At 60.9% G+C, this 20,395-nt stretch carries 17 protein-coding genes and 3 pseudogenes; 12 read left to right on the top strand and 8 right to left on the bottom strand.

Going from position 1 to position 20,395, the window contains the following annotated elements; genetic code table 11:
- Positions 1-173 precede the first annotated feature (173 nt).
- A complete protein-coding gene (locus tag ACXX9E_RS21100; protein ID WP_458556114.1) occupies positions 174-2,879 on the top strand; it encodes an immunoglobulin-like domain-containing protein in 2,706 nt (901 codons plus the stop codon).
- A gap of 487 nt (positions 2,880-3,366) precedes the next feature.
- A complete protein-coding gene (locus ACXX9E_RS21105; protein ID WP_322373985.1) occupies positions 3,367-3,726 on the top strand; it encodes a DUF6124 family protein in 360 nt (119 codons plus the stop codon).
- 250 nt (positions 3,727-3,976) lie between these two features.
- Here the strand turns inward: ACXX9E_RS21105 and ACXX9E_RS21110 are convergent, their stop codons facing one another.
- Positions 3,977-4,297, bottom strand: a complete 321-nt coding sequence (locus ACXX9E_RS21110) for a lysozyme inhibitor LprI family protein (protein WP_458556115.1) — start codon at positions 4,295-4,297, stop codon at positions 3,977-3,979.
- Between the two features lie 190 nt (positions 4,298-4,487).
- Here ACXX9E_RS21110 and ACXX9E_RS21115 point away from each other — a divergent pair, with 190 nt between their 5' ends.
- The 5 genes from ACXX9E_RS21115 to ACXX9E_RS21135 all read left to right on the top strand — a co-directional run bounded on the left by ACXX9E_RS21115 (position 4,488) and on the right by ACXX9E_RS21135 (position 8,461).
- Positions 4,488-4,706, top strand: coding sequence for a hypothetical protein (locus tag ACXX9E_RS21115; protein WP_123464294.1), 219 nt, complete (start codon positions 4,488-4,490; stop codon positions 4,704-4,706).
- Positions 4,707-5,430: 724 nt separating this feature from the next.
- On the top strand, positions 5,431-5,616 hold the full coding sequence (locus ACXX9E_RS21120; protein WP_128615464.1) for a DUF1843 domain-containing protein: 186 nt from the start codon (positions 5,431-5,433) through the stop codon (positions 5,614-5,616).
- A gap of 34 nt (positions 5,617-5,650) precedes the next feature.
- Positions 5,651-6,271, top strand: a complete 621-nt coding sequence (locus tag ACXX9E_RS21125; protein ID WP_458556116.1) for a DUF1842 domain-containing protein — start codon at positions 5,651-5,653, stop codon at positions 6,269-6,271.
- A 42-nt stretch (positions 6,272-6,313) separates the two neighbouring features.
- Positions 6,314-6,895: a DUF1842 domain-containing protein gene (locus ACXX9E_RS21130; protein WP_458556117.1), complete on the top strand. Its 582-nt coding sequence runs from the start codon at positions 6,314-6,316 to the stop codon at positions 6,893-6,895.
- A gap of 102 nt (positions 6,896-6,997) precedes the next feature.
- Positions 6,998-8,461 (top strand): GDL motif peptide-associated radical SAM/SPASM maturase, encoded by a 1,464-nt coding sequence (locus tag ACXX9E_RS21135; protein ID WP_123464286.1) that lies wholly within the window; start codon positions 6,998-7,000, stop codon positions 8,459-8,461.
- A gap of 81 nt (positions 8,462-8,542) precedes the next feature.
- Here the strand turns inward: ACXX9E_RS21135 and ACXX9E_RS21140 are convergent.
- The 6 genes and pseudogenes from ACXX9E_RS21140 to ACXX9E_RS21165 form a co-directional block, all read right to left on the bottom strand.
- Positions 8,543-8,647: pseudogene (locus ACXX9E_RS21140) on the bottom strand (DUF1801 domain-containing protein); the annotation flags it as partial.
- Positions 8,648-8,733: 86 nt separating this feature from the next.
- Positions 8,734-10,761, bottom strand: coding sequence for an LTA synthase family protein (locus tag ACXX9E_RS21145; protein WP_458556608.1), 2,028 nt, complete (start codon positions 10,759-10,761; stop codon positions 8,734-8,736).
- Between the two features lie 21 nt (positions 10,762-10,782).
- A complete protein-coding gene (locus ACXX9E_RS21150) occupies positions 10,783-11,394 on the bottom strand; it encodes a hypothetical protein (RefSeq protein WP_422495668.1) in 612 nt (203 codons plus the stop codon).
- Positions 11,394-12,689: a sialidase family protein gene (locus ACXX9E_RS21155; protein WP_458556118.1), complete on the bottom strand. Its 1,296-nt coding sequence runs from the start codon at positions 12,687-12,689 to the stop codon at positions 11,394-11,396. Before ACXX9E_RS21155 ends, ACXX9E_RS21150 begins: the two co-directional genes overlap by 1 nt.
- Positions 12,690-12,739: 50 nt before the next feature.
- Complete coding sequence (locus tag ACXX9E_RS21160) at positions 12,740-13,285, bottom strand: cytochrome b/b6 domain-containing protein (protein WP_458556119.1); 546 nt, start codon at positions 13,283-13,285, stop codon at positions 12,740-12,742.
- The gene (locus ACXX9E_RS21165) at positions 13,285-13,551 is read right to left on the bottom strand and encodes a PepSY domain-containing protein (protein WP_123464277.1); all 267 of its coding nucleotides are present in this window, start codon (positions 13,549-13,551) and stop codon (positions 13,285-13,287) included. Before ACXX9E_RS21165 ends, ACXX9E_RS21160 begins: the two co-directional genes overlap by 1 nt.
- A 170-nt stretch (positions 13,552-13,721) precedes the next feature.
- Here ACXX9E_RS21165 and ACXX9E_RS21170 point away from each other — a divergent pair, with 170 nt between their 5' ends.
- Together ACXX9E_RS21170 and ACXX9E_RS21175 are read left to right on the top strand one after the other, a co-directional pair.
- On the top strand, positions 13,722-14,384 hold the full coding sequence (locus ACXX9E_RS21170) for a response regulator (RefSeq protein WP_123464275.1): 663 nt from the start codon (positions 13,722-13,724) through the stop codon (positions 14,382-14,384).
- Entirely contained in the window at positions 14,381-15,757 is a 1,377-nt protein-coding gene (locus ACXX9E_RS21175) for an ATP-binding protein (RefSeq protein ID WP_422495669.1), read from the top strand. Before ACXX9E_RS21170 ends, ACXX9E_RS21175 begins: the two co-directional genes overlap by 4 nt.
- A gap of 57 nt (positions 15,758-15,814) precedes the next feature.
- Here ACXX9E_RS21175 and ACXX9E_RS21180 read toward each other — a convergent pair.
- Positions 15,815-17,602 (bottom strand): annotated as a pseudogene (locus ACXX9E_RS21180) (thiamine pyrophosphate-requiring protein).
- Positions 17,603-17,950: 348 nt separating this feature from the next.
- On the opposite strand from ACXX9E_RS21180, the pseudogene ACXX9E_RS21185 reads away from it, so the two are divergent.
- From ACXX9E_RS21185 to yghU, 3 genes and pseudogenes are all read left to right on the top strand, one after another.
- A pseudogene (locus ACXX9E_RS21185) lies at positions 17,951-18,990 on the top strand (alpha/beta hydrolase family protein).
- A gap of 35 nt (positions 18,991-19,025) precedes the next feature.
- Positions 19,026-19,439 (top strand): GFA family protein, encoded by a 414-nt coding sequence (locus tag ACXX9E_RS21190; protein ID WP_267800906.1) that lies wholly within the window; start codon positions 19,026-19,028, stop codon positions 19,437-19,439.
- 59 nt (positions 19,440-19,498) lie between these two features.
- Positions 19,499-20,338 (top strand): glutathione-dependent disulfide-bond oxidoreductase, encoded by an 840-nt coding sequence (yghU, locus tag ACXX9E_RS21195; RefSeq protein WP_186748267.1) that lies wholly within the window; start codon positions 19,499-19,501, stop codon positions 20,336-20,338.
- Positions 20,339-20,395: the final 57 nt, after the last annotated feature.

A 20,395-nucleotide genomic window follows, 5' to 3' on the forward strand; every position in this document is an offset into this window, starting at 1 on the left:
GCTGCGATCTTTTGCTTTTAGGACTTACCCGATTCGAACCTGTCCGCTAACAGTTAGCCGCACCCTGACCACTCGTCGCAAACCCCAACCCACCTGTCAGATCTGACAGGTGCGCTGTACCCCGCAAAGCGCTCTGATAACTCCTGCCCGCCCACCGTCCAGGAGCCGTAAACATGGCCACAGCCAAATCCAGCGACAACACCATATTGGCGCTATTCCCTCCCCACGCTCCAGAAGCCACCACCCCGGTGGTCGGTGCTGTCTATGGTGTGCCCAAGCATGTCTACGACCTCAAGCCCATGGGCCTGACCATCGTCGTCGATCCGCCGCAATCTGGCACGCTGCAAGAAGGCGATGTCATTCGGCTGCGGCTCAACGGCGCCGATACCGAAGCCACAAAAACCGTCCTGGCTGGCGAAGAAAATTCCCGTCACACCCTGTACCTGCCCAAGGGCCTGCTGCTGACCGATCGCGTCAATACCCTCGTTTACACCATCACCCGCATCAGCGAGAACAAAGGCACCTCCACGCCGGAGCTGACCCTGCTGTACAACACCATCCGCCCCGGCATCGAGGACCGCTCGCCCGGCGATAGCGCCCATTCCGAACTGCAACTGATCCTGCCCCAGGACGTGCTCGACGACGGCATCGACGCCGACCGCGCCAAACAGGGCGTGCAAGTATGTTTCACCTACCCTTACTGCCGCGCCTACGACCAGATCCGATTGAACTGCAACGGCCAGGATGTCACGCACACCGTGACCGCCGCCGAGGCCCCGCCCATTCCCTCGGCCGAGCCGACCAGGGTCTGCTTGATGGTCGAGGAAGCGGTGTTCCTGAGCGCCGGGGACAACCCGAAGTTCATCTTTTCCTACACCGTCACCGACCAGCTCGGCAACGGGCCGGACACCGATTCGCCCTACTCCGGCACGGTGGAGGTCGATGTGCATCTTCGGGAAACCCGCTTGGCCGCCCCCGATCTGGCCGAGGATCCGGACGATCCGACCGACGATCCGAGCACCATCGATCTGGACAAACTCGCCGGCAAGGACCTGACCGTATTGGTCCAGACCTTTGCTCCGTTGTGGCAACCCAACGATAAAATCCGCGTGAGCTACAGCGCCACCGCGTCGAACGGCACCGTTACCCTGCACAGTGTGGAACAGGACGTCGTGCGGATCCCGTTCACCTACAAACTGATGGTGCCCAACGCCAAAGTAATCGCCGGCAGCGTGGTGCGGGCGAAGTACGAATTGCTGAAAAATGGCAACGTCTTCGCCACTTCGAAAAATGCCGTGGCCGAAGTTACCGGCTCAGAGGCTATCGAGTTGTTGCCGCCGGTGCTGCTGAAGGCAGTGAGCCCGATCGACGCGCTGGCGTATCCGCAGGGCGTGACCATTCAGGTCGAGTATTTAGAACACCTGCCAGGCGATAAAGCGCAGCTGGTGGAAGTTAACCCACCCGCAGGTGCACCAGGGTTTCCATTGGTGTCGTTCAACGCCAATAAACGCACCAACACCTTGTTGAGCCAGGCTTTTCTGATCGCACGACAAGGCAAGCCCCTGGTGTTTCGCTGGCACCTGAATAGCAATAACGCGGAGGTTGCCCAATCGCCTGAGCTGAACCTGAGCGTGTCGAAAATTACCGAGGGCGATGCACGTTTGCCGACGCCGGTCATTGATGGCAAGACCGGCAATGAACTCGACGTGGCGCTGTTACAGCCCACCGCCCAGCTCACCGTTGCGGCATGGCCGCACGTCGAAGGTGAACGGCTGTGGTTGCAGTACGAAGGCAAGGACAATCAGGACCAGACCGTGACGTTCGACGACCTTCGCGGTGAAGTGGGCGTGGGTGCATCAGGCTTGAGCCGGGCGGTGCCGCTGGCCTGGCTGAAAGGCTTGAAAGATGGCCGTGACTTGAAGGTGACGCTCAAGGTTAATTTTGACGGGGTGGCGAACGCGGCGACGGCGGTGGGGTTTCCGGTGCGCTCTTATACCGTCAAGGCAGGCGCCGACGTGCAACCAGTGATCACCCGGGCCGAAGACAGCCAAGGCGTGGAGATCCCGCAGGGAGGCACGACACGTGACACCACCGTGATCCTCACCGGCAGCGCAACCCCGGGTCAGAAGGTGCAAATCTTCGACGGCGCCGCCGACAAGGGCGAAGCCAGCGCCGACCCGCTGAGCGGAATCTGGAGCCACAGGATCAGCGGACTGACCGTCGCAGAGCACCCCTTCACCGCCAAGGCCTTGTACGGTTCAGGCCAGACATCGACCGTGCGCAGCCTGAAAGTCTCCGCGTTGCCCGAGCTGATTATTGACAAAACACCGGTGGTGCTCAGCGCCCGCAACTGGATCGCGGTAGGGGAAGAACTGCAGAAGCTTCTGGTCGCCAATCCGACGCCGCCAGTCGGCACCTACGCAGACCGATTTCCGCAGCAAGGCACCCCGCCCTATACCTACACGTCCGCCAATGAGGAGATTGCCGTTGCCAACCCAACCAACGGGCGGATTTCCGGGACGGGGAATGGCACGACGACCATTACCGTTGCGGATGCGAGTGGGGATGTGGTGGAGATTCAGGTGACGGTTAGTCGGGTCAGGCGGATACATCGGTCGACTATCAAATTCGACGACACCCTTGGCGCCATAACGTGGCGGGACAACAATGATTACTATCCACTCAATGTTTTGATCGTGACCAGAGAACTGGAAGCTTTTTTCCCTTGCCAGTTATCACCTACCCCCAACGATCCGCATCCTGACTCTGTAATAGGACACAACGATTTCAGAACGTCCTTCATTGTCTCAACAACACATACATGGGAATCACCCTCCGTAACATATCCTGGCGCCTACGCTTTGGGATATTCAATTTGACCACATACCGTATCAACGAAATCGCCAAAACAAACATCACAACCGGATGATGGAGAAACATAATTCCCCTCCCACCCGCTAAGGGCGTGGAGGGGAATTGATTCTGTCGCTGGCAGACAAATCAAAAGATCGCAGCCTTCGGCGGCGATTTTTTGCATTTAAACCACTGCGTTTAAAAAACACCTTCAGACACGTCTTACAGGCTACACATCCTTGCGCCATTGCCTACAGCTACGCCAGAATCGGCCGGCTTGTGGGTCTTGGGTGCGGGTTCTATTGTGGGTCGGTCGCTGATTGTTCAGTGATCGGGTTTAGCAGCCCGGCAATTTTCAAGGCTCGCGAGTCTCGCCATGATGTTATGGCGGCTTTGCGTGGGGCACTTCGGTGCGCCGGGATCCTTGAGCCTGGTCTGCTAACCCGCGTACAAGCCGCCACCTCTTTGTTTAGCAGCGAAGGTTGACGGCTCCATTTCTCAAGGAGCTTTACCATGATCAAACCAACGCCAAACCCGCCCGAAACCGACGCCACCTCCCCCTACGAATCCCTCGACTCAAAAAAACTCCACGAAGCCGCCGACCGCGCCCTCGATCACTACCTCTGCCCGCCCGGCTCCACCCCACTGCCACGCAGAAGCCGCGGGATGTACGCCGTCACCGCCGACTTCAAAAACGAAGAACTGCTGGTCGATGCCAGCGACACACTCGCTTCAGCCAGAACCATCGCCCATGACGCCGCCGCCCTGTTGCCGGCAGCGCAGCGCCGGACGCTGTTGGGGATTGCGCAACTGATCATGCTGAGCGAGCTGGCGGTGAACCGCGCGCTGGATAATCTGCAATTGCCTCAATAGCAAGGATCTGTGACCAGCACCGAGCAAGGCGTTGTGGCCCCTGACGCCTTCGCGGGCAAGCCCGCTCCCACTGGTTCTGCGTGTAAATACAGGTTTGTGAGCAACACCGCCTCCTGTGGGAGCAGGCTTGCCCGCGATGACGGCCTCACAGCCAGCACAAGTCTTAATGCATCAAAAAAACCGCCGCCCCGTTCAACCGGGACGGCGGTTTTCTTGTTTCATCGCAGCACACTCAGACGACACCAAGGTGCTAGAACGGCCCCTGAGTGACCACACGGGTATCAATGATCTGCTGTAGAACCTGAATGCGCTGCTGGTAGATATCCGTCAGGCACTTCACATCAGCCGCGCATTGGCTGCGTTTTTTCAGCCAGGCGTGCTGCTGCCCGATCAACGCGTCACGCCCGCCCATGGGCAGAAAGCGTCGGTCGAGCTTGTAGAGCAGCGCCATGCTGACGTCCATATCGTTAAGCGCGCGATTGGCGCAGATCGCTTTTTCGTCGGCTGCACTGGCGCGCTCGCAGTCGAAACTGGCGGCGTGGCCGGCCCCGCCGATTATCAGAACAGACACACCGAGCAAAGCTGCAAAGAGGTTTTTCGGGAACATGGCGTCAGGTATCCGGACAGTCGTTGATCGAGTCGATTCGAGCCATCGTTGTGGCGCAAAGTTTCTGCGCACCGCTCATTCCAGTGCAACGCAAAAATATCGAACGCCCACCGCAACGTCACCTCCAATGTTTACACCACTGGAGGTCTGCACCATGAATAGCGATGACAGCAAAACCCCGAACGCCACGCCCACCGATACGTCCGGCAAACCGGTGCACGTAGTCGAGCGTGATCTTGAAGATCACGATGATGACACTGAGGCCGTGGATGAAATCATCACCCCCTCGTCCACCCGCGTGAAAGAGCAGGACGCCGAGACGCTGCAAAACAAAATTGATGAAATCGAACGCAAAGTGGCCGACGGTAATTAGTCTTTTACGAAGGCGATCGCAAAGAGTCGGCGTTGGCGGTTTGCGATTGCTTTCGTCGAGGTTTTGCAATTGGCTTTTAAGCTTGAAGTTTTTATTTCAAACAGATCCACGCCCTCTTAAACATCGCTAAACACTGCCATCACTTTCTTTTAAATCAAAGTGATAGACCAAGGAGTCTGCGCACGATTTCGCCCCCTGCATTGTCCCTTCCGAGAGCGCCAATGACCGTTCGGCGCTTTTTCTGGCAGGCCGTCGAAATCGGATCTAGGGTTGCGTGGCTGGCGATATGCCAGCCAACAAAACGGACAGGTGTCCGTGACATTGCCGGTAAAGAAACAGGGATGGTTTTTTAGGATTGCAGTCGCTTGTCAACGCTTTCGAGCGCCCAACTGATCCCTGTGTTTCGTTGTTTTCTATCAAGGAAAGAATGATGACCAACGTACAGGCGAATTTCTTCTGTTTGTCGTTATGGCAAACCCATTCAATCGCGCCACCCGCGAAACCCGACGGGTTCGGCTGACGCCGCTGGCGCCTGCATCGACGCTGCCGCGTCGCCCATGCGCGAACTGCCTCAAGCGTTAAACAGATCCGGACGGATCAGGCGGTGCCACGCCAGGTAGACCCTGCCGGGTTTGCCGAGTTGCACGCTGCTGCCTGGCTGTCAGGAAAGGCGCCCCTTTGCCCAAAGGGGCTGTAGAGCCACACCTGCGAGGAAACCCGCGAAATGTCCCAATCCTCCCACGTCATCCCGCCGTATGGCGTCGCCATCCAGAGTTCGATTGATGGCGGCGATGTGCACCACATGAAGACTTTGTTGAAACAGCGCGACTCGACAAAGCCTGAAGCGCAAGACCTGAAGGACGCGTACGAAAAACTGGCCCGGGAAATTTCCCGTCTGGAAAAACGTTAAGGCCATTTCCCACATTGCAATGGAGGCAATCACCATGTCCGGTTCCACTCAGCAACATGTCGGCCTGTTCCCGGTGTGCTATCGCATTGGTACAAACGCGCCCGGTGCGCAAACGCTTTCGCTAAATCTGCTGGTTTCCACGCCACAACGAGAAGTCAGCGGCACGGCGGCGATCACTCAAGCCATTAGCCCACCGCTCGACGTCCACGCGGACGTCTGGGGCGAATACACCTACATGACCGTGATGGCGCCCGGTGTCAGCAAAATCCTGATTACCGCGCAAGGCAATCACGGCGGCCCTGGGTCCAACTCGATCGTCACGTTCAAACTGCATTTGGTGGTCGGCACCGACTGGAAGGACGGCGTGGCCAATTATGCATACTTCGATGGCCAGCGCTGGCATGAGGTGAGCAACGCGCCTGTGCATCTGGTCGACTCGTTCTACCCGCCACTCGAACCCGGCCCGGTGATTCTCCCGTACCCGCCGATCATGCCGCTGTACGCCGCACCGATTCAGAGCGCCATCGCCAGCGGTGATCTGGCCCAGATGAAAAACCTGGCGAAGTTGGCCCAACAGCAACTCGATCAACAACCGCAACTGCAAAGCGCGCTGGAAAAGGCGAAGAGCGAAGTCAGCCGTCTGCAAAGTCGCTGAAACCGTTCATTGAATCCGCCATTCATTTAAGGGAGTAGCACCATGTCGATCGGACTTTTTCACACCCGTCTCAATGTCAGCAATTCAATGCTTGGCGCCCCGGTTCTGACCCTCGATCTGTTGGTCGATACCGTGCACAAAAAAGTCAGCGGGATTGCCAGTGTCTTTCAGGCCACCTGGCCCACCGTCAATTTTCGTGCGCGGGTCTGGGGCAGTTATTCCGAGGCCAAGCTGACGTCGAAAGTCGAAAACCACATCATCCTCACCCTCGACGGCAGCCCGAGCGGCCCGCTCAGCCAGATCGCCCAGACCTTCCACCTCAAAGGCATTCTGGCCGGCGACTGGGCCGGCGGTTTTGTCGATTATCGCTATGAAGAACAGGGCCAGTGGCACGAGATGAAACATGTCGCCGTGCACCAGGCGCCGACGGTCGAGCCGCAACCGGTACCGCATCCGTACCTGCCGTTGTATGCCGTGGCGGTGCAGCAGGCACAGGCCAGTGGTGATCTGGCGCAACTCAAGTCCGTGGTCCGGCAAGCCGAGCAGCAACTGGCCCACGAGGACGTCTTGCGTGGTGCACTCGAGCAACTGAACGCGGAAATCGCGCGCCTGGAAGCGCGCTAACTGTCAGGCCCGGGCGGGATCAGCGATGATTCCGTCCGGGATTTGTGACAACCAAGGTCAATCCATTCGTGCCGCGCACAAGTACGTGCGTAAGGATTTCCCATGTCAGACGCCCGCCCTGCCCGCTACCTCAGCGACACCGATCTCAAGCGCTACGTGCCAGTGCACGTGGTCTGGGAAATCACCCTGGCCTGCGACCTCAAATGCCTGCACTGCGGCTCCCGCGCGGGGCATCGCCGACCTGACGAACTCAATACCCGCGAATGCCTGGAGGTGATCGACGCACTGGCCGAACTGGGCACCCGCGAGATCACCCTGATCGGCGGCGAAGCCTATCTGCGCAAGGACTGGACGCAGTTGATCCGGGCAATTCACGACCACGGCATGTACTGCGCGATTCAGACCGGCGGGCGCAATCTCACCCCGGCGAAAATGCAGGCGGCGGTCGACGCCGGCCTCAATGGCGTGGGCATTTCCCTCGATGGTCTCGCGCCGTTGCACGATGCCGTGCGCAATGTGCCGGGCTCGTTCGACAAAGCGGTGGACACCCTGCGCCGGGCCAAAGCCCTGGGTCTGGCCGTGAGCGTCAACACCCAGATCGGCGCGGCCACCCTGCCCGATTTGCCCGAACTGATGGACACCATCATCGAACTCGGCGCGACCCATTGGCAGATCCAGATCACCGTCGCAATGGGCAATGCCGTCGACCATCCGGAACTGCTGCTGCAGCCGTATCAGCTACTGGAGGTGATGCCATTGCTCGCGCGGCTGTATCGCGAAGGCGTGGATCGCGGCCTGTTGATGAACGTCGGCAACAACATCGGCTACTACGGCCCCTATGAACATATCTGGCGCGGTTTCGGTGACGAGCGCGTGCACTGGAGTGGTTGCGCAGCCGGGCAAACGGTGCTGGCGCTGGAGGCGGACGGCACAGTGAAAGGCTGTCCGTCGCTGGCCACGGTCGGCTTCTCCGGTGGCAACGTGCGCAATATGAGCCTGCATGACATCTGGCATTACAGCGAAGGCATGCACTTCGGGCGTCTGCGTTCGGTCGATGACATGTGGGGTTATTGCCGCAGTTGTTATTACAACGACGTCTGTCGCGGCGGCTGCACCTGGACGTCGCACTCGCTGTTGGGCAAACCCGGCAACAATCCCTACTGCCACTACCGCACGCTGGAGCTGGAAAAACGCGGATTGCGCGAACGCATCGTCAAGGTCGAGGACGCCGCACAGCAGTCGTTTGCCGTCGGCCGTTTCGACCTGATCACCGAGCGCATCGACACCGGGGAAAAGGTCAGCAGCGTCAGCGACAGCGGTCAGGTGATCAAACTGGCGTGGATCAATCAGGGCCGGCAATCGCCGGAGGAAGGACGGATACCGGTGCAACTCAGCCTGTGCCGCAGTTGCCTGCAATACATTTATCCGCAAGAGGTAACGTGCCCGCATTGCCAGGCGGATGTGGCGGCGGCGCAGGCGGTGTATCTGGCGGACCGCGCAAGGCAGCAGGCGATCATGAATACGTTGACGGGGTTGTTGGGCGCGCCGCCGAGTACATTGGTTTAAGGGTTGGGATTTGTGGGTGCAGTTGGATTTACCCCCTCACCCCGGCCCTCTCCCCCAGGGGACGGGTGAGGGTTTCTTCGCCAGGCTGGCATTGAACAACCGCGCCGGCTCGTCCAGTGACGCACCTTTGGCGAAGGTCATCTTCACCGCGTTCCTGTAGGTCTCACCGGTACTGATATTGGCTGCCCTCTGTCTTGTTCATTGGCGGATGCTCGACGGGACCGGAGAGAAGCGACTCTAGTCCGCGACTTTACCCCGCGCCAGTTCCAGGCTCAGCGCGCATTGCGGTACAACATCAACCGCGCACTTTCGTGCAGCCCACGCGTCAATTCCACCAGCCGCTGAAATTCCTGCGGGTGCTGCTCGGCGACATTGTCCAGCGGCGTTGGCGAGCGCAGGTCATGCAGGGTCGGTGCGTTGCCATCGTGTTGCATTTGCAGCAGGTGATGCCGGGTCACGCCGCCAATCAACGGGAACGTGCCTTCGCGCAGTACCAGCGGCACCACGCGCTCGCCTTCTGGCGCCGCTTGCTGAATATCGCGGCCCATCGCACCGTTGCTGAACCGGATGCCGGCCATTCCCGCGACCGTCGGCAACAGATCCGTCAGCCCCACGGCTTCATCGACAACCCTGGGTTTGAGCAGCCCCGGCGCGTGAATCAGCATCGGCACATGGTTGCTCTCCAGCCCCAGCAGTTCGAACGCCGGCGGCATGTGCGGGATCTGGCTGATGCGGGTGTTGTGGTCGCCGAAGAACACAAAAATCGTGTTGTCGTAATAGCCGCCGGCCTTGGCCAGTTCCATCAACTTGCCGATATTGAAGTCCAGCAGGCGCACGGCGTTGTATTGCTCGACACTGCGCGAGCCGGCGGCCTGCACCTGTTCCAGTGAGAGCTGGCTGATCTGAAAGCCGTCATTGTCCTTGGGAATGGTGAACGGCCGATGATTGCCTGAGGTTTGCACGTAGGCGAAAAACGGCCGGTCCTTGGGCAGTTCACGCAGGATGCGGTCGCTTTCCTTGAACAGATCCAGATCGGAAATCCCCCACACGTCCACCAGCGGCGACCGCCAGTCACGCTCCTGATAAAGCTTCACACCCTCGATGCTCTGCTGGATCAGCGCATTGATATTGGCCCACCCGGCATTGCCGCCAATCATGTACAGCTTCTGATAGTCGGTGAACGCGTTGATCAGGGTGTGCTGGCGGGTGATCAACGGGTGCCGCGTTGCAGTGACCTGGCGGGTGACGTCCGGCACCCCGGTAATGCTGGCCCAGACGGTTTTTGCCGTGCCGGTGACCGGCACGTAAAAGTGCCGGAAAAACCAGCTTTGGCTCGCCAGCCGATCGAGATTCGGCGTCGGATTCAGCGGGTTGCCATAGGCGCCCACCGCGCTGGTGCCCAGGGATTCGAGCATGACGAACATCACGTTCGGCGTCCCGGCAACGCGATATGGCTGCACGGCTTGCTGGCGATCAAAGTTCAACGTCTGCACATCCGGCCGATCCACGCCCAGATAACGCGCCACCGCCGGGTAATGCGCACGCACTTGCGCTTCATCGAACTGCGCCTGCCCGGCCTTGAGCGTGTCATACAGAAACAGCACCGGGTTCAGGCCCAGCGCCGCAATCTGGCCATTGCCGGAGAAAAACGCATCGCTCCAGCGCAACGGCACCGGGTTTTCCAGGTTGAGGTTTTCGACGCGGCCAAGCAGCGCCAGCAACACCACGACCAGCCCCACCCCACCGCCCAAGACCAGCGAAGTGCGGCGGATCGTCCGAGGTTCCTGCGCCAGCGTCGCCCGCTCCAGGCGCAGCAATCCGTAGAACCACAGCCCCGACACCGCCAGCCAGCCCAGGGCAATCCACAGCACCGGGTAGGTTTCCCAGACCATTTGCTGCGAGATCTGCGCGTCCTCCAGGTAGCGCAAGACCGTGGCGTTGATCCGCACCCCGAGGTAGGCGTAATGGCCAAAGTCGATGATGTACACCAGCCCGACAACGCCCAGCACCAACAGCCAATAGCCCCTTGCCACGCGGCGCAGTAACGCAACGCGCGCCAGGTTCCAGCGCGGCAGCCAGGCCAGCAGCGCCAGCGGCAACATCAGCAGCACGGCCAGACGCAGGTCGAAGCGCAAGCCAATGCCAAGGGTTTCCCGCAGTTGGGGGTTGTCGACAAACTCGCTGATGTCGATTCCGGAGAATCCCAGCACAAACACCAGCCGCAGCAAAGCCAGCAGTAAAAACACCAAACCTGCCGCACCCACGCCATAGCGCAGACGCCGCGATTGCATCCAGCCCATCATTGACCTCAGTGTCCTGATTCAGATTGAAGATGTCGGTACGGCGGGTAGCGGGCGCAGCAGACGCCAGACTTCCCGCACGCACAGCGCGGCGCCGGCCACCAGGCAATAACCCGCCAGCAGCGGATCGATCAGGTAATCCCAATAGTTTTCCGAGGCCTTGAGCCGCAGGGCGAAAGCCAGCGTGCCGAGTGCCAGCATCGCCACGCCAAGGGTGTTGCGCAGCCACAACAGCGCCAGCGCCGTCAGACCGATCAGCACAATCATTGGCCGTGGATTGAAACCCCAGCGATAAGGGTCGACATAGGTCAGCCCCAGAGTTGCCGGGTAAAGCACCGCCGCCAACCCGGCAAACAGCACCAGCACTTGCACACGCCTGACTGTCGGCAACGGCTGAACCACGCCCAGGCGCTGCAGGCTGACCCAAGCGAGCAACACCAGCGTGGTGATTGCCAGGTCATCGGTGTAACTGCGCACATACGCCGCCAGCGGCAGATCATTGACCGGGATAAACCCGAGCGCCGCCAACACCGGCAACAGCCACGGGCGCCAGCGTCGGGTCAACGCCAATGTGCTCAGCAGCACAAAACCGAGCAGGATAAAACTCAAATGGGCTTGCCACAGAAACAGCATCACAGGCGCTCCGCCAGCCAGGCATCGTTGAAGCTGACATGTTTGATAAAGGTGTTATTCCACGAGTACACCAGGTGATAGAGGCCGTCCGAGCCACGGCTGAAGTACGGATACTCGTACTCGAAGTCACAGCCTTGCGGCTTGCACACGCGGTAATCGAGATTGCTCAGAAAGCGTTGCTCCAACGGCAGGCGCCGCGCACCGCTGGAGGCGCGAAAGCCTTCGCCGATGATCGCTTTGTAGGCTTCGGGGGCGAACGGCTGGCCGAGCGGATCGGGCGACTGATCGAGTTCGATGACGCTGCGCCAGTCATTGAGATTGGCATCGGTGCCGTACAGGCTGAGCTTGAAACGCCCGTCCCGCAGGTCATTGAGCGCCACCAGCAAACCGTCGTCCGCCGTGCCCACCGCCGCCAGCGAAGAGTTGGGGTTGGCCGGTTCCAGCGGATAGGGTTCGCTCCAGGTCTGCCCGGCGTCGTCGGTGCGGCTGGCGAGCACGCGGTGGTGGGTGTCGCCGGCATAACGCAACATGGCCACGGCGCGGTGTCCGTCCAGCGGCACAATGGTCGGCTGCAACGAATGCTTGCCACGGCTGATGCGGAATTTGTCGATCACCGCGCCGTCCGTACTCAGGTACAGGTACTCGGCGAACTTGCCCATGAGCTCGTGATACACCGGCAAGCCGATCGAACCGTCGGCATGGAATACCGGCGCGGCGCGCACCAGCGTGCTGATGTTGAAAAACGGCGAGGTCACCAATTGACGTGGCGTCGACCAGTTGCGCCCGAAGTCATCGGAGACCATCACATTGATCGCGCTGGTGGCCCAGCCACCCACGGACACCGACACGTAAAACATCCACAGCCGTTGGTCCGGTGCCAGCGCGATCACCGGATTACCGAGCTTGCGGATATAGCGCCGGGTGCCGTCGCGGGTCGATTCACGCGTGGCCAGCACGTGTTCGGCGCCCCACTCCGCGGTTTTGGCGTCGTATCGCGCAGTGCGGATCTGCACATCGGCAGCGCCTTCGCGCGACCCGGCGAACCACACCGCCATCAGGTCACCACCGGGCAGCGCGGTGACCGAAGACGAGTGCACGAAGTCGTCGAGTTCCGAGGACACGAAACGGCTGCTGTACATCGGTTCGGGGGCTTGCAGCCCGGCGTCAACCGGCGGTGTCGCCAGCGCGAACGGTGCCAGCACATGGCTCGGATGACTGCGCCACGCAGCCAGAAAAATCAGGCCCACGGCCAGGCTGCCGAGTATGAATGTCAAGCGAAAGGACAACGCACGCATAGTGGACTCGCGGCAAGGACAAGAGGATTAACAATTGGCAGACATCCTTGTCAGCGCGCAGCATTGTCGGGCAATCGGCGACGGCGTCCGGTAAGCATCGACAACGGCAAGTTGTCGCGCACCAGAATGCTTTCAAACAGCGCCGCCGCAACATGGATGCAGACCAGCACCAGCAGGCCGTCGGCAGCGGTTTCGTGGACCTGCAACGGCCAGTCGGCGCCCCACAGGGCATCGACTTCTTCCATCGCCCAGCCGCTGAGGCCCAGGGTCGACAATGCCAGCATCATAAGAATCATCACCAGCCCGCCGATCGGCGAATGCCCGAGGCGATGTTCCGGCCGCCCGGCGATCAGCGACCGCCCGTGCGCCAACAGGCGCGCCGGCGTCGGCCAGAAGTCCGCCCAACGCGCACTGCGCGGCCCGATGAAGCCCCACACGATCCGTAGCAACAGCCAGCCCATGGCGTAATAGCCAAGCCAGACATGCCAGTCGTCACCCGCTTCATTGAAGAAGTAATTGGCGACGAAGACGCTGGCGATGGACAGGTGAAACAGCCGCACCAGCGGATCCCACAGGCGCAGGGACGCGCTCGGCATCAGCCTTTGATCTCGGTCTTGACCGCTTTGCCGCTGACCGGGTCGTGGTAGATCTCGACCTTGCGCTTGTCCTTGTCGAAACCGTAGATCTCGTAGCAGTTGCCATCAGTGACCTTGAACTTGCTGATCTGGTAACCCTGGGCTTTGAGTTGCGCCTGGAAGGCGTTCTGGTCTTGCCATTGCGAACGCTCGGCGGTGGTGCATTGCGGGCCGGCGACGGCCAAAGGGCTGGCGGCAATCAGGGACAACAGCAGAAGTTTGCGCATGGAAACACTCTCGCTCGATGAGGAAGGCCTCACTGTGCAAAAGCAACCTTAGTGAAAGCTTAGTTGGCAACGAGTGGTTACATCTTTCCCGTCGGCCGGACTGCCACGGCGCCCTGTGCAACGGCATGATGCCGCCCATCAACGCCCCTGTTGCCCACTGAGAACCGCCCATGCGCCTGCTGCTGGTTGAAGACGATCAAGCCCTCGGACAAGGCATTCGTGTTGCCTTGAGCAGCGAGGGCTACACCCTCGACTGGTTGCAGGACGGGGTCAGCGCCCTGCATGCCCTGCACAGTGAAAGCTTCGACCTGCTGTTGCTTGACCTCGGCTTGCCACGGCTTGATGGCCTGGCCCTGCTGCAACAACTGCGCGGTGCACAACAGGACCTGCCGGTGCTGATTCTCACCGCACGCGACGGCACCGCCGAACGCATCGCCGGCCTCGATGCCGGGGCCGACGACTACCTGATCAAACCGTTCGACGTCGATGAATTGAAGGCGCGCATTCGTGCGTTGCTGCGCCGCAGTCAGGGCCGCGCCCAACCGGTGCTGGAACATGCCGGCGTGTGCCTTGACCCGGTCAGCCAGCAAGTCACCTGGCAGGGTCTCGAGGTGGTGGTGACACCGATGGAATATCAACTGCTCCATCAACTGATGGCGCGTCCCGGCAAGGTGGTCACCCGCGAGCGCTTGTCCCGGGCGCTATATGGCTGGCAGGACCATGTCGAGAGCAACACCCTGGAAGTGCTGATTCACAACCTGCGCAAAAAGCTTTCGACCGGTCTGATCCGCACCGTGCGCGGCGTCGGTTATGTCGTGGAGCTCAAGTCATGATTTCGATCCGCGCGCGAATTCTGGTCCCCGTACTGATTCTGGTGCTGATCGGCGATGTGCTGATCAGTTGGCTGGTGTTGCGCGACAGCCACCATGAAATCGAAGAAGTCTACGACGCCCAACTGGCGCAGAGTGCGCGCCTGCTGCAAGGCGTACTGGCGCAACGCGCGCCGGGCGACAACGACTGGAAGCGCCTGTATCAGGCCTTCGATGAGGCGATGAGCCGGGTCGGCGATGGCGAAGCGGCGCATCCGTACGAAACGCGGCTGACGTTTCAGGTCTGGCGCAGTGACGGGCAATTGTTGATGCGTTCGGCCGAAGCGCCGGAACTGAATGCGCCGCCGACCACCCTCGGTTCCCACGACCTGATGGAAAACGGCCGCGACTGGTGTGCGTTCCTGCTCAAGGACTCGCAGCAAGGGTTGTTGATCTGGGTTGGCGAGCGCGACGACATTCGTCAGGACCTGATCGAGCGGATCGTCGGCCACACACTATGGCCGAGCGTGATCGGTGTGCCGGCGCTGGCGGCGTTGATCTGGCTGACCATCGGCTGGGGACTGCAACCCTTGCGCAGCATGGCGCAAACCATTCGCGGGCGTGACACCGAAACCCTCAAACCGCTGAACCTGAGCCCCCTGCCCCACGACCTCGAACCGATGCAAACCGCGCTCAACCGCTTGTTGCAACAGATCGACAATCTGCTGGCGCGGGAGCGACGCTTTATCGCCGATGCCGCCCATGAACTGCGCACGCCACTGGCGATCCTGCGCATCCATGCGCAAAACGCGCAGCTCGCCGGCACCTCGCAACAACGCGAGGAGGCGCTGGAATTTCTGGTCAGCGCGGTGGATCGCGCCACACGGATCGCCAGCCAGTTGCTGACCATGGCGCGGATCGAACCGCGTCTGGCGCATCCGGAAAAAAGCCCCGTGGAACTCACCGCACTGGTGCGCGAGGAGCTTGCCGAACTGGCGCCGCTGGCGCTGGAAAAGGATATAGAACTGATCCTCGACAGCGACCACCACTGCCCGGTCGAAACCGACCCTGTGGCCCTGGCCATTGCCCTGCAGAACCTGGTTACCAACGCGCTGAACTTCGCCCCGCCCGGCAGCGAGGTGCGCGTGCAGGTGCAGCCGCAAGACTCCGGCGCGGTGTACATCAGCGTCGAAGACGCAGGCCCCGGCATCAACGAACTCGACTACGCGCGACTGTTCGAGCGCTTTTATAGTCACGGCCATGCCAACGGCGCCGGGTTGGGCCTGGCGATTGTGCAGATGATCGTCAGCAAGATCGGCAGCACCTTGCAGTTGTACAACCGGCCACAGGGTGGGCTGTGTGCGGAGTTGCGGATCAATGAAACGTCCTTCGGTTGAGCCCGGCCTGTGGCGAGGGAGCACGCTCCCTCGCCACAGCGTTATGGGTGTATCCGCTTATTTTTTGCCCGGCAGCACCGAACTCAAGACTTGTTTGGCGGCTTGCACGATGATGCCGGCCTCATCCGGATCGCCCTTGAGCAAGGTCGTGGCGAATTTTTTCGCCTGTTCCAGCTTGATGTGCGGCGGCAGCGGCGGCACGTTCGGGTCGGTCTTGAATTCGATCAGCACCGGCACCTCCGAGGCCAGCGCCTGCTCCCAGGCGGCGGCGACATCTTCGTCACGATCGACAAAAATCCCTTTGAGGCCAATGGAGATGGCGAACAAGTGATACGGCACGTCCGGGATGCTTTGCGACGCCTCGAACTTGGGGTCGCCCTCCATCACCCGCTGCTCCCACGTCACCTGATTGAGGTCCTCGTTGTTGAACACCGCGCAGATCCACTTCGGGCTCGCCCATTGCCGCCAGTATTTGGCAACGGTGATCAGTTCGGCCATGTTGTTCATCTGCATCGCACCGTCGCCCACCAGCGCAATCACCGCGCGCTGCGGGTGGGCGAATTTCGCGGCGATGGCGTAAGGCACGGCGGCGCCCATCGAGGCCAGGCCGCCGGACAGCGAGCACTGCATGCCGCGACGGATTTTCAGGTCGCGGGCGTACCAGTTGGCGCAGGAGCCGGAATCGCTGGTGATGATCGCCTGCTCCGGCAAACGCGGCGACAGCTCATACACCACCCGCTGCGGATTGATCGGATCGGCTTTGGCCATGGCGCGTCTTTCCAGGGTTTTCTCCCAACTGCCGCGCCAGCCCTCGATCTTCTTGCGCCATTTATTTGAGGTCTTCTGTTCAAGCAGCGGCAACAACGCCGCCAGAGTTTCCGCCGAATCCCCGAGCAGATTGACCTCCATCGGGTAGCGCAGGCTGAGCATGTCGGGCTGCAAGTCGATCTGCACGCCGCGCGCCTGACCTTCCTTGGGCAAAAATTCCGAGTACGGGAAACCCGAACCGATCATCAGCAAGGTGTCGCACTCGCTCATCATTTTGTAGCTCGGCTCGGTACCGAGCAGGCCGATGCTGCCGGTGACCCAAGGCAAATCGTCCGGCAACGCGGCTTTGCCCAGCAGTGCCTTGGCAACCCCGGCACCGAGTTTTTCGGCACGGCGATGACCTCATCGGTCGCCTGCAACGCGCCGGCGCCGACCAGAATCGCGACCTTGTCCCCGGCGTTCAACACCTCGGCGGCACGCTGCAAGTCAGCCTCGTAAGGCAATACTTTCGGCTTGCTGTAGCCGACACCGGAATGCGCGGTGCCGTGTGCGCGGGCCGGTGCTTCGTATTCGAGTTGCTGCAAATCGTTGGGCAGGATGATCGCCGTCACACGGCGTTCGCCCACTGCCGTGCGCACCGCCCGGTCGAGCAAATGCCGCACTTGCGAAGGCGCCGATGCCTGCTGCACAAATGCCCCGGCGACGTCCTTGAACATCGACACCAGGTCGAGTTCCTGTTGGTAGTGACTGCCAAGCGCCGTGCGCGCCTGCTGACCGACGATCGCCAGCACGGGCATATGGTCCATGCGCGCGTCATACAATCCGGTGATCAGGTGCGAGGCACCCGGACCGGAAGTGGCGATGCACACACCCAGCTCACCCGTGAACTTGGCATGGGCCGAGGCCATGAACGCGGCCATTTCTTCATGCCGCGCCTGCACGAATTCGATTTTCCCCTTGGCCCGGGCAAGCGCGCCGAACACGCCGTTGATGCCGTCCCCCGGATAACCAAAAATCCGCGTGACGCCCCATTGGCTGAGCCGCTCAACCAGAAAAATCTCCCACTGTCATCGACATCTCGATCCTCGCCTTTCTCCGGTGCATAAGCCTGTTCCGGCAGAACATTGGCCGGAAGGTGTAAAGGTCTGGACAGTGTTGTCGGCGGCGAAGTTTCGATGGATTTGCCAGTGATCAGACCCGAGCGAGCAGTGCCACCCAGGATTTTTCGGGGCCAGGGTAAGCTGCCAGATCGGTGGCGAGGCCATTCGCGAACAGGTTCGCGAAGACGCCGGAAGCGCCATCACAGCACCAGGAAAGCCTGCACGACTGGCCGCTGATGAAGGGCCGCTAAAGAAACTCGCTCAAGGACACGAATTCAGTCAAAGTGCCGCTCGCCCATAAAACGTATCAAGGACGAAAACAACCATGAAAACAGCGCTCGGCGCCCTGCTGCTGACCTGCCTGATCCCCACGCACTCGCTGACGATCATCCTGTCGGCTTTCAGTCCGCCACGCTGGCAGACCCGCGTCATCAGCGTTCACTGGAGATGGTTGTCTGGTATCCCGCCGAGGCCACTACTGCGGCCACCCGATTGTTCGGCGACAACCCGGTATTCGTCGGCGCCCCGGCCGTGCCCGATGCGCCACCGGCCGGCGGCAAGCATCCCTTGGTGGTGCTCTCCCACGGCTACGGCGGCAACTGGATCAACCAGACCTGGCTGGCCAGCGCACTCGCCCATCAGGGTTACATCGTGGCGGCGGTCAATCACCCCGGCACAACCAGCCGCGACCGCAGCCCGCAAGCGGCGGCACAGTTGTGGCAACGTCCGGTCGATTTGAGCCGGGCCATCAACGCCGTCGCGGCGCAGCCGGAAAAGTTTGGCGCGGTCGCGCAGGCTCGAATTGCCGTGGTGGGACACTCTCTCGGCGGCTGGACCGCCATGGAACTCGCCGGAGCGCGGTTCGACCCCGAGCGTTTTGCCGCAGACTGCAAGGTCCATCCGCAGTTGGCCAGTTGCACCGTTTACCAACAGATGAACCCCGCCAGCACCGAGGATTCAAAGTCGCGGCTGGCGGCGGACTTGCGCGACAAACGCGTCACTGCCGTGGTGTCCCTGGATCTGGGGCTGTCACGGGGCATGACCGATGCAAGTCTGGCGGCGCTGGCGGTACCGACACTGGTGATTGCTGCCGGCGTGCCGTCACCAGAGCTGCCTGCTCAGCTGGAGTCTGCCGACCTTGCCAAACGCCTGCCGGCAAAATCTTCGCGTTACGTGGAAATCAGCGACGCCAGCCATTTCAGTTTTATGGCGGTGTGCAAACCTGGCGCGGTGGCGCTGCTTGAGGATGACGTGCCGGGTGATGGCATTATCTGCGGCGATGGCAACGATCGCCCCCGCGAGGTGATCCAGCAACAGGTGATCTCGTTGATCAGTGAATTCCTGGCCCAGTCACCCGACAGCTGAAACCTTCCCCTGATTCACAAGGAGCCAAAACCCGCATGCTGACGCCCTCCCCCCAGACCTTTCGCGGCAGTTGCCTGTGCGGCGCGGTCCATTACCAGATCCGCTCGCGGCCCAAAGCGCTGTCTCATTGTCATTGCCGCCAGTGCCGCAAAAGCCACGGAGCGGCATTTGCCAGTTATGGCAGCGTGTTGCGCGAGAATCTGCAAGTGGTACGGGGCGTCGAAGCGATCAAGTCCTATCAATCTTCCGAAGCGGTCTCGCGCCAGTTCTGTTTGCACTGCGGCTCGTCGCTGTTCTGGTCGCGCCAGCAGGGTGAGTTCGCCGACTGGATCTCGGTCGCGCTGGGGACGCTGGACACGACGTTCACCACGGAAAAACAGAAGCATGTCGAGGTGACGTCGAAGGCGCCGTGGTTTGACATCAAGGATCAATGGCCACAGCAGCCGTAAACCTTGATCAAACCTGTCTATTATCGATAACTTCCGCCCGCCAACGATGAGGCCCCCACATGAGCAAAGCCCCCTACGTTCCGCCGCAAGTCTGGACAAACGAAGCCCCGTCCGGCGGCCAGTTCGCCAGCATCAACCGCCCGATTGCCGGGCCGACCCACGACAAGACCTTGCCCGTCGGCAAACATCCGTTGCAGCTGTATTCACTGGCCACGCCCAACGGCGTCAAGGTGACCATCCTGTTGGAGGAGCTGCTGGCACTGGGGCACAGCGCGGCCGAATACGACGCGTGGCTGATCCGCATCGGCGAAGGCGATCAATTTTCCAGCGGCTTTGTCGAGATCAATCCGAATTCGAAAATCCCGGCGCTGCTCGACCGCAGCGTTGAACCGCCGATCCGCGTATTCGAGTCCGGCTCGATCCTGCTGTATCTGGCGGAAAAGTTCGGCGCCTTCCTGCCCAAGGACCCGGCAGGCCGCACCGAAACCCTCAACTGGCTGTTCTGGCAGATGGGCTCGGCGCCCTATCTGGGCGGCGGTTTCGGGCATTTCTATGCCTACGCGCCGGAGAAAATGGAGTACCCGATCAACCGCTTCACCATGGAAGCCAAGCGTCAGCTGGATGTACTCGACCGCCGTTTGGCGGAAAGCCCTTATCTGGCCGGCGACAGCTACACCATCGCCGACATCGCCGTCTGGCCGTGGTACGGGCAACTGGTGCGGAACAATGTCTATTCGGCGGCGGAATTCCTTGCGGCGCATGAGTACACCCATGTGCAACGCTGGGCGGAAGACATCGCCAAGCGGCCGGCAGTGATGCGTGGGCAACGGGTCAACCGTACCTGGGGCGATGAAGCGTCGCAGGTGCCGGAGCGGCACCAAGCCAGCGACCTCGACTGAGCCACACGACTCGTCCATCGGTTACAACACCTAGTGGGAGCTCCCATCAACAACTGT

It is taken from the genome of Pseudomonas sp. GNP014 (assembly GCF_054344005.1).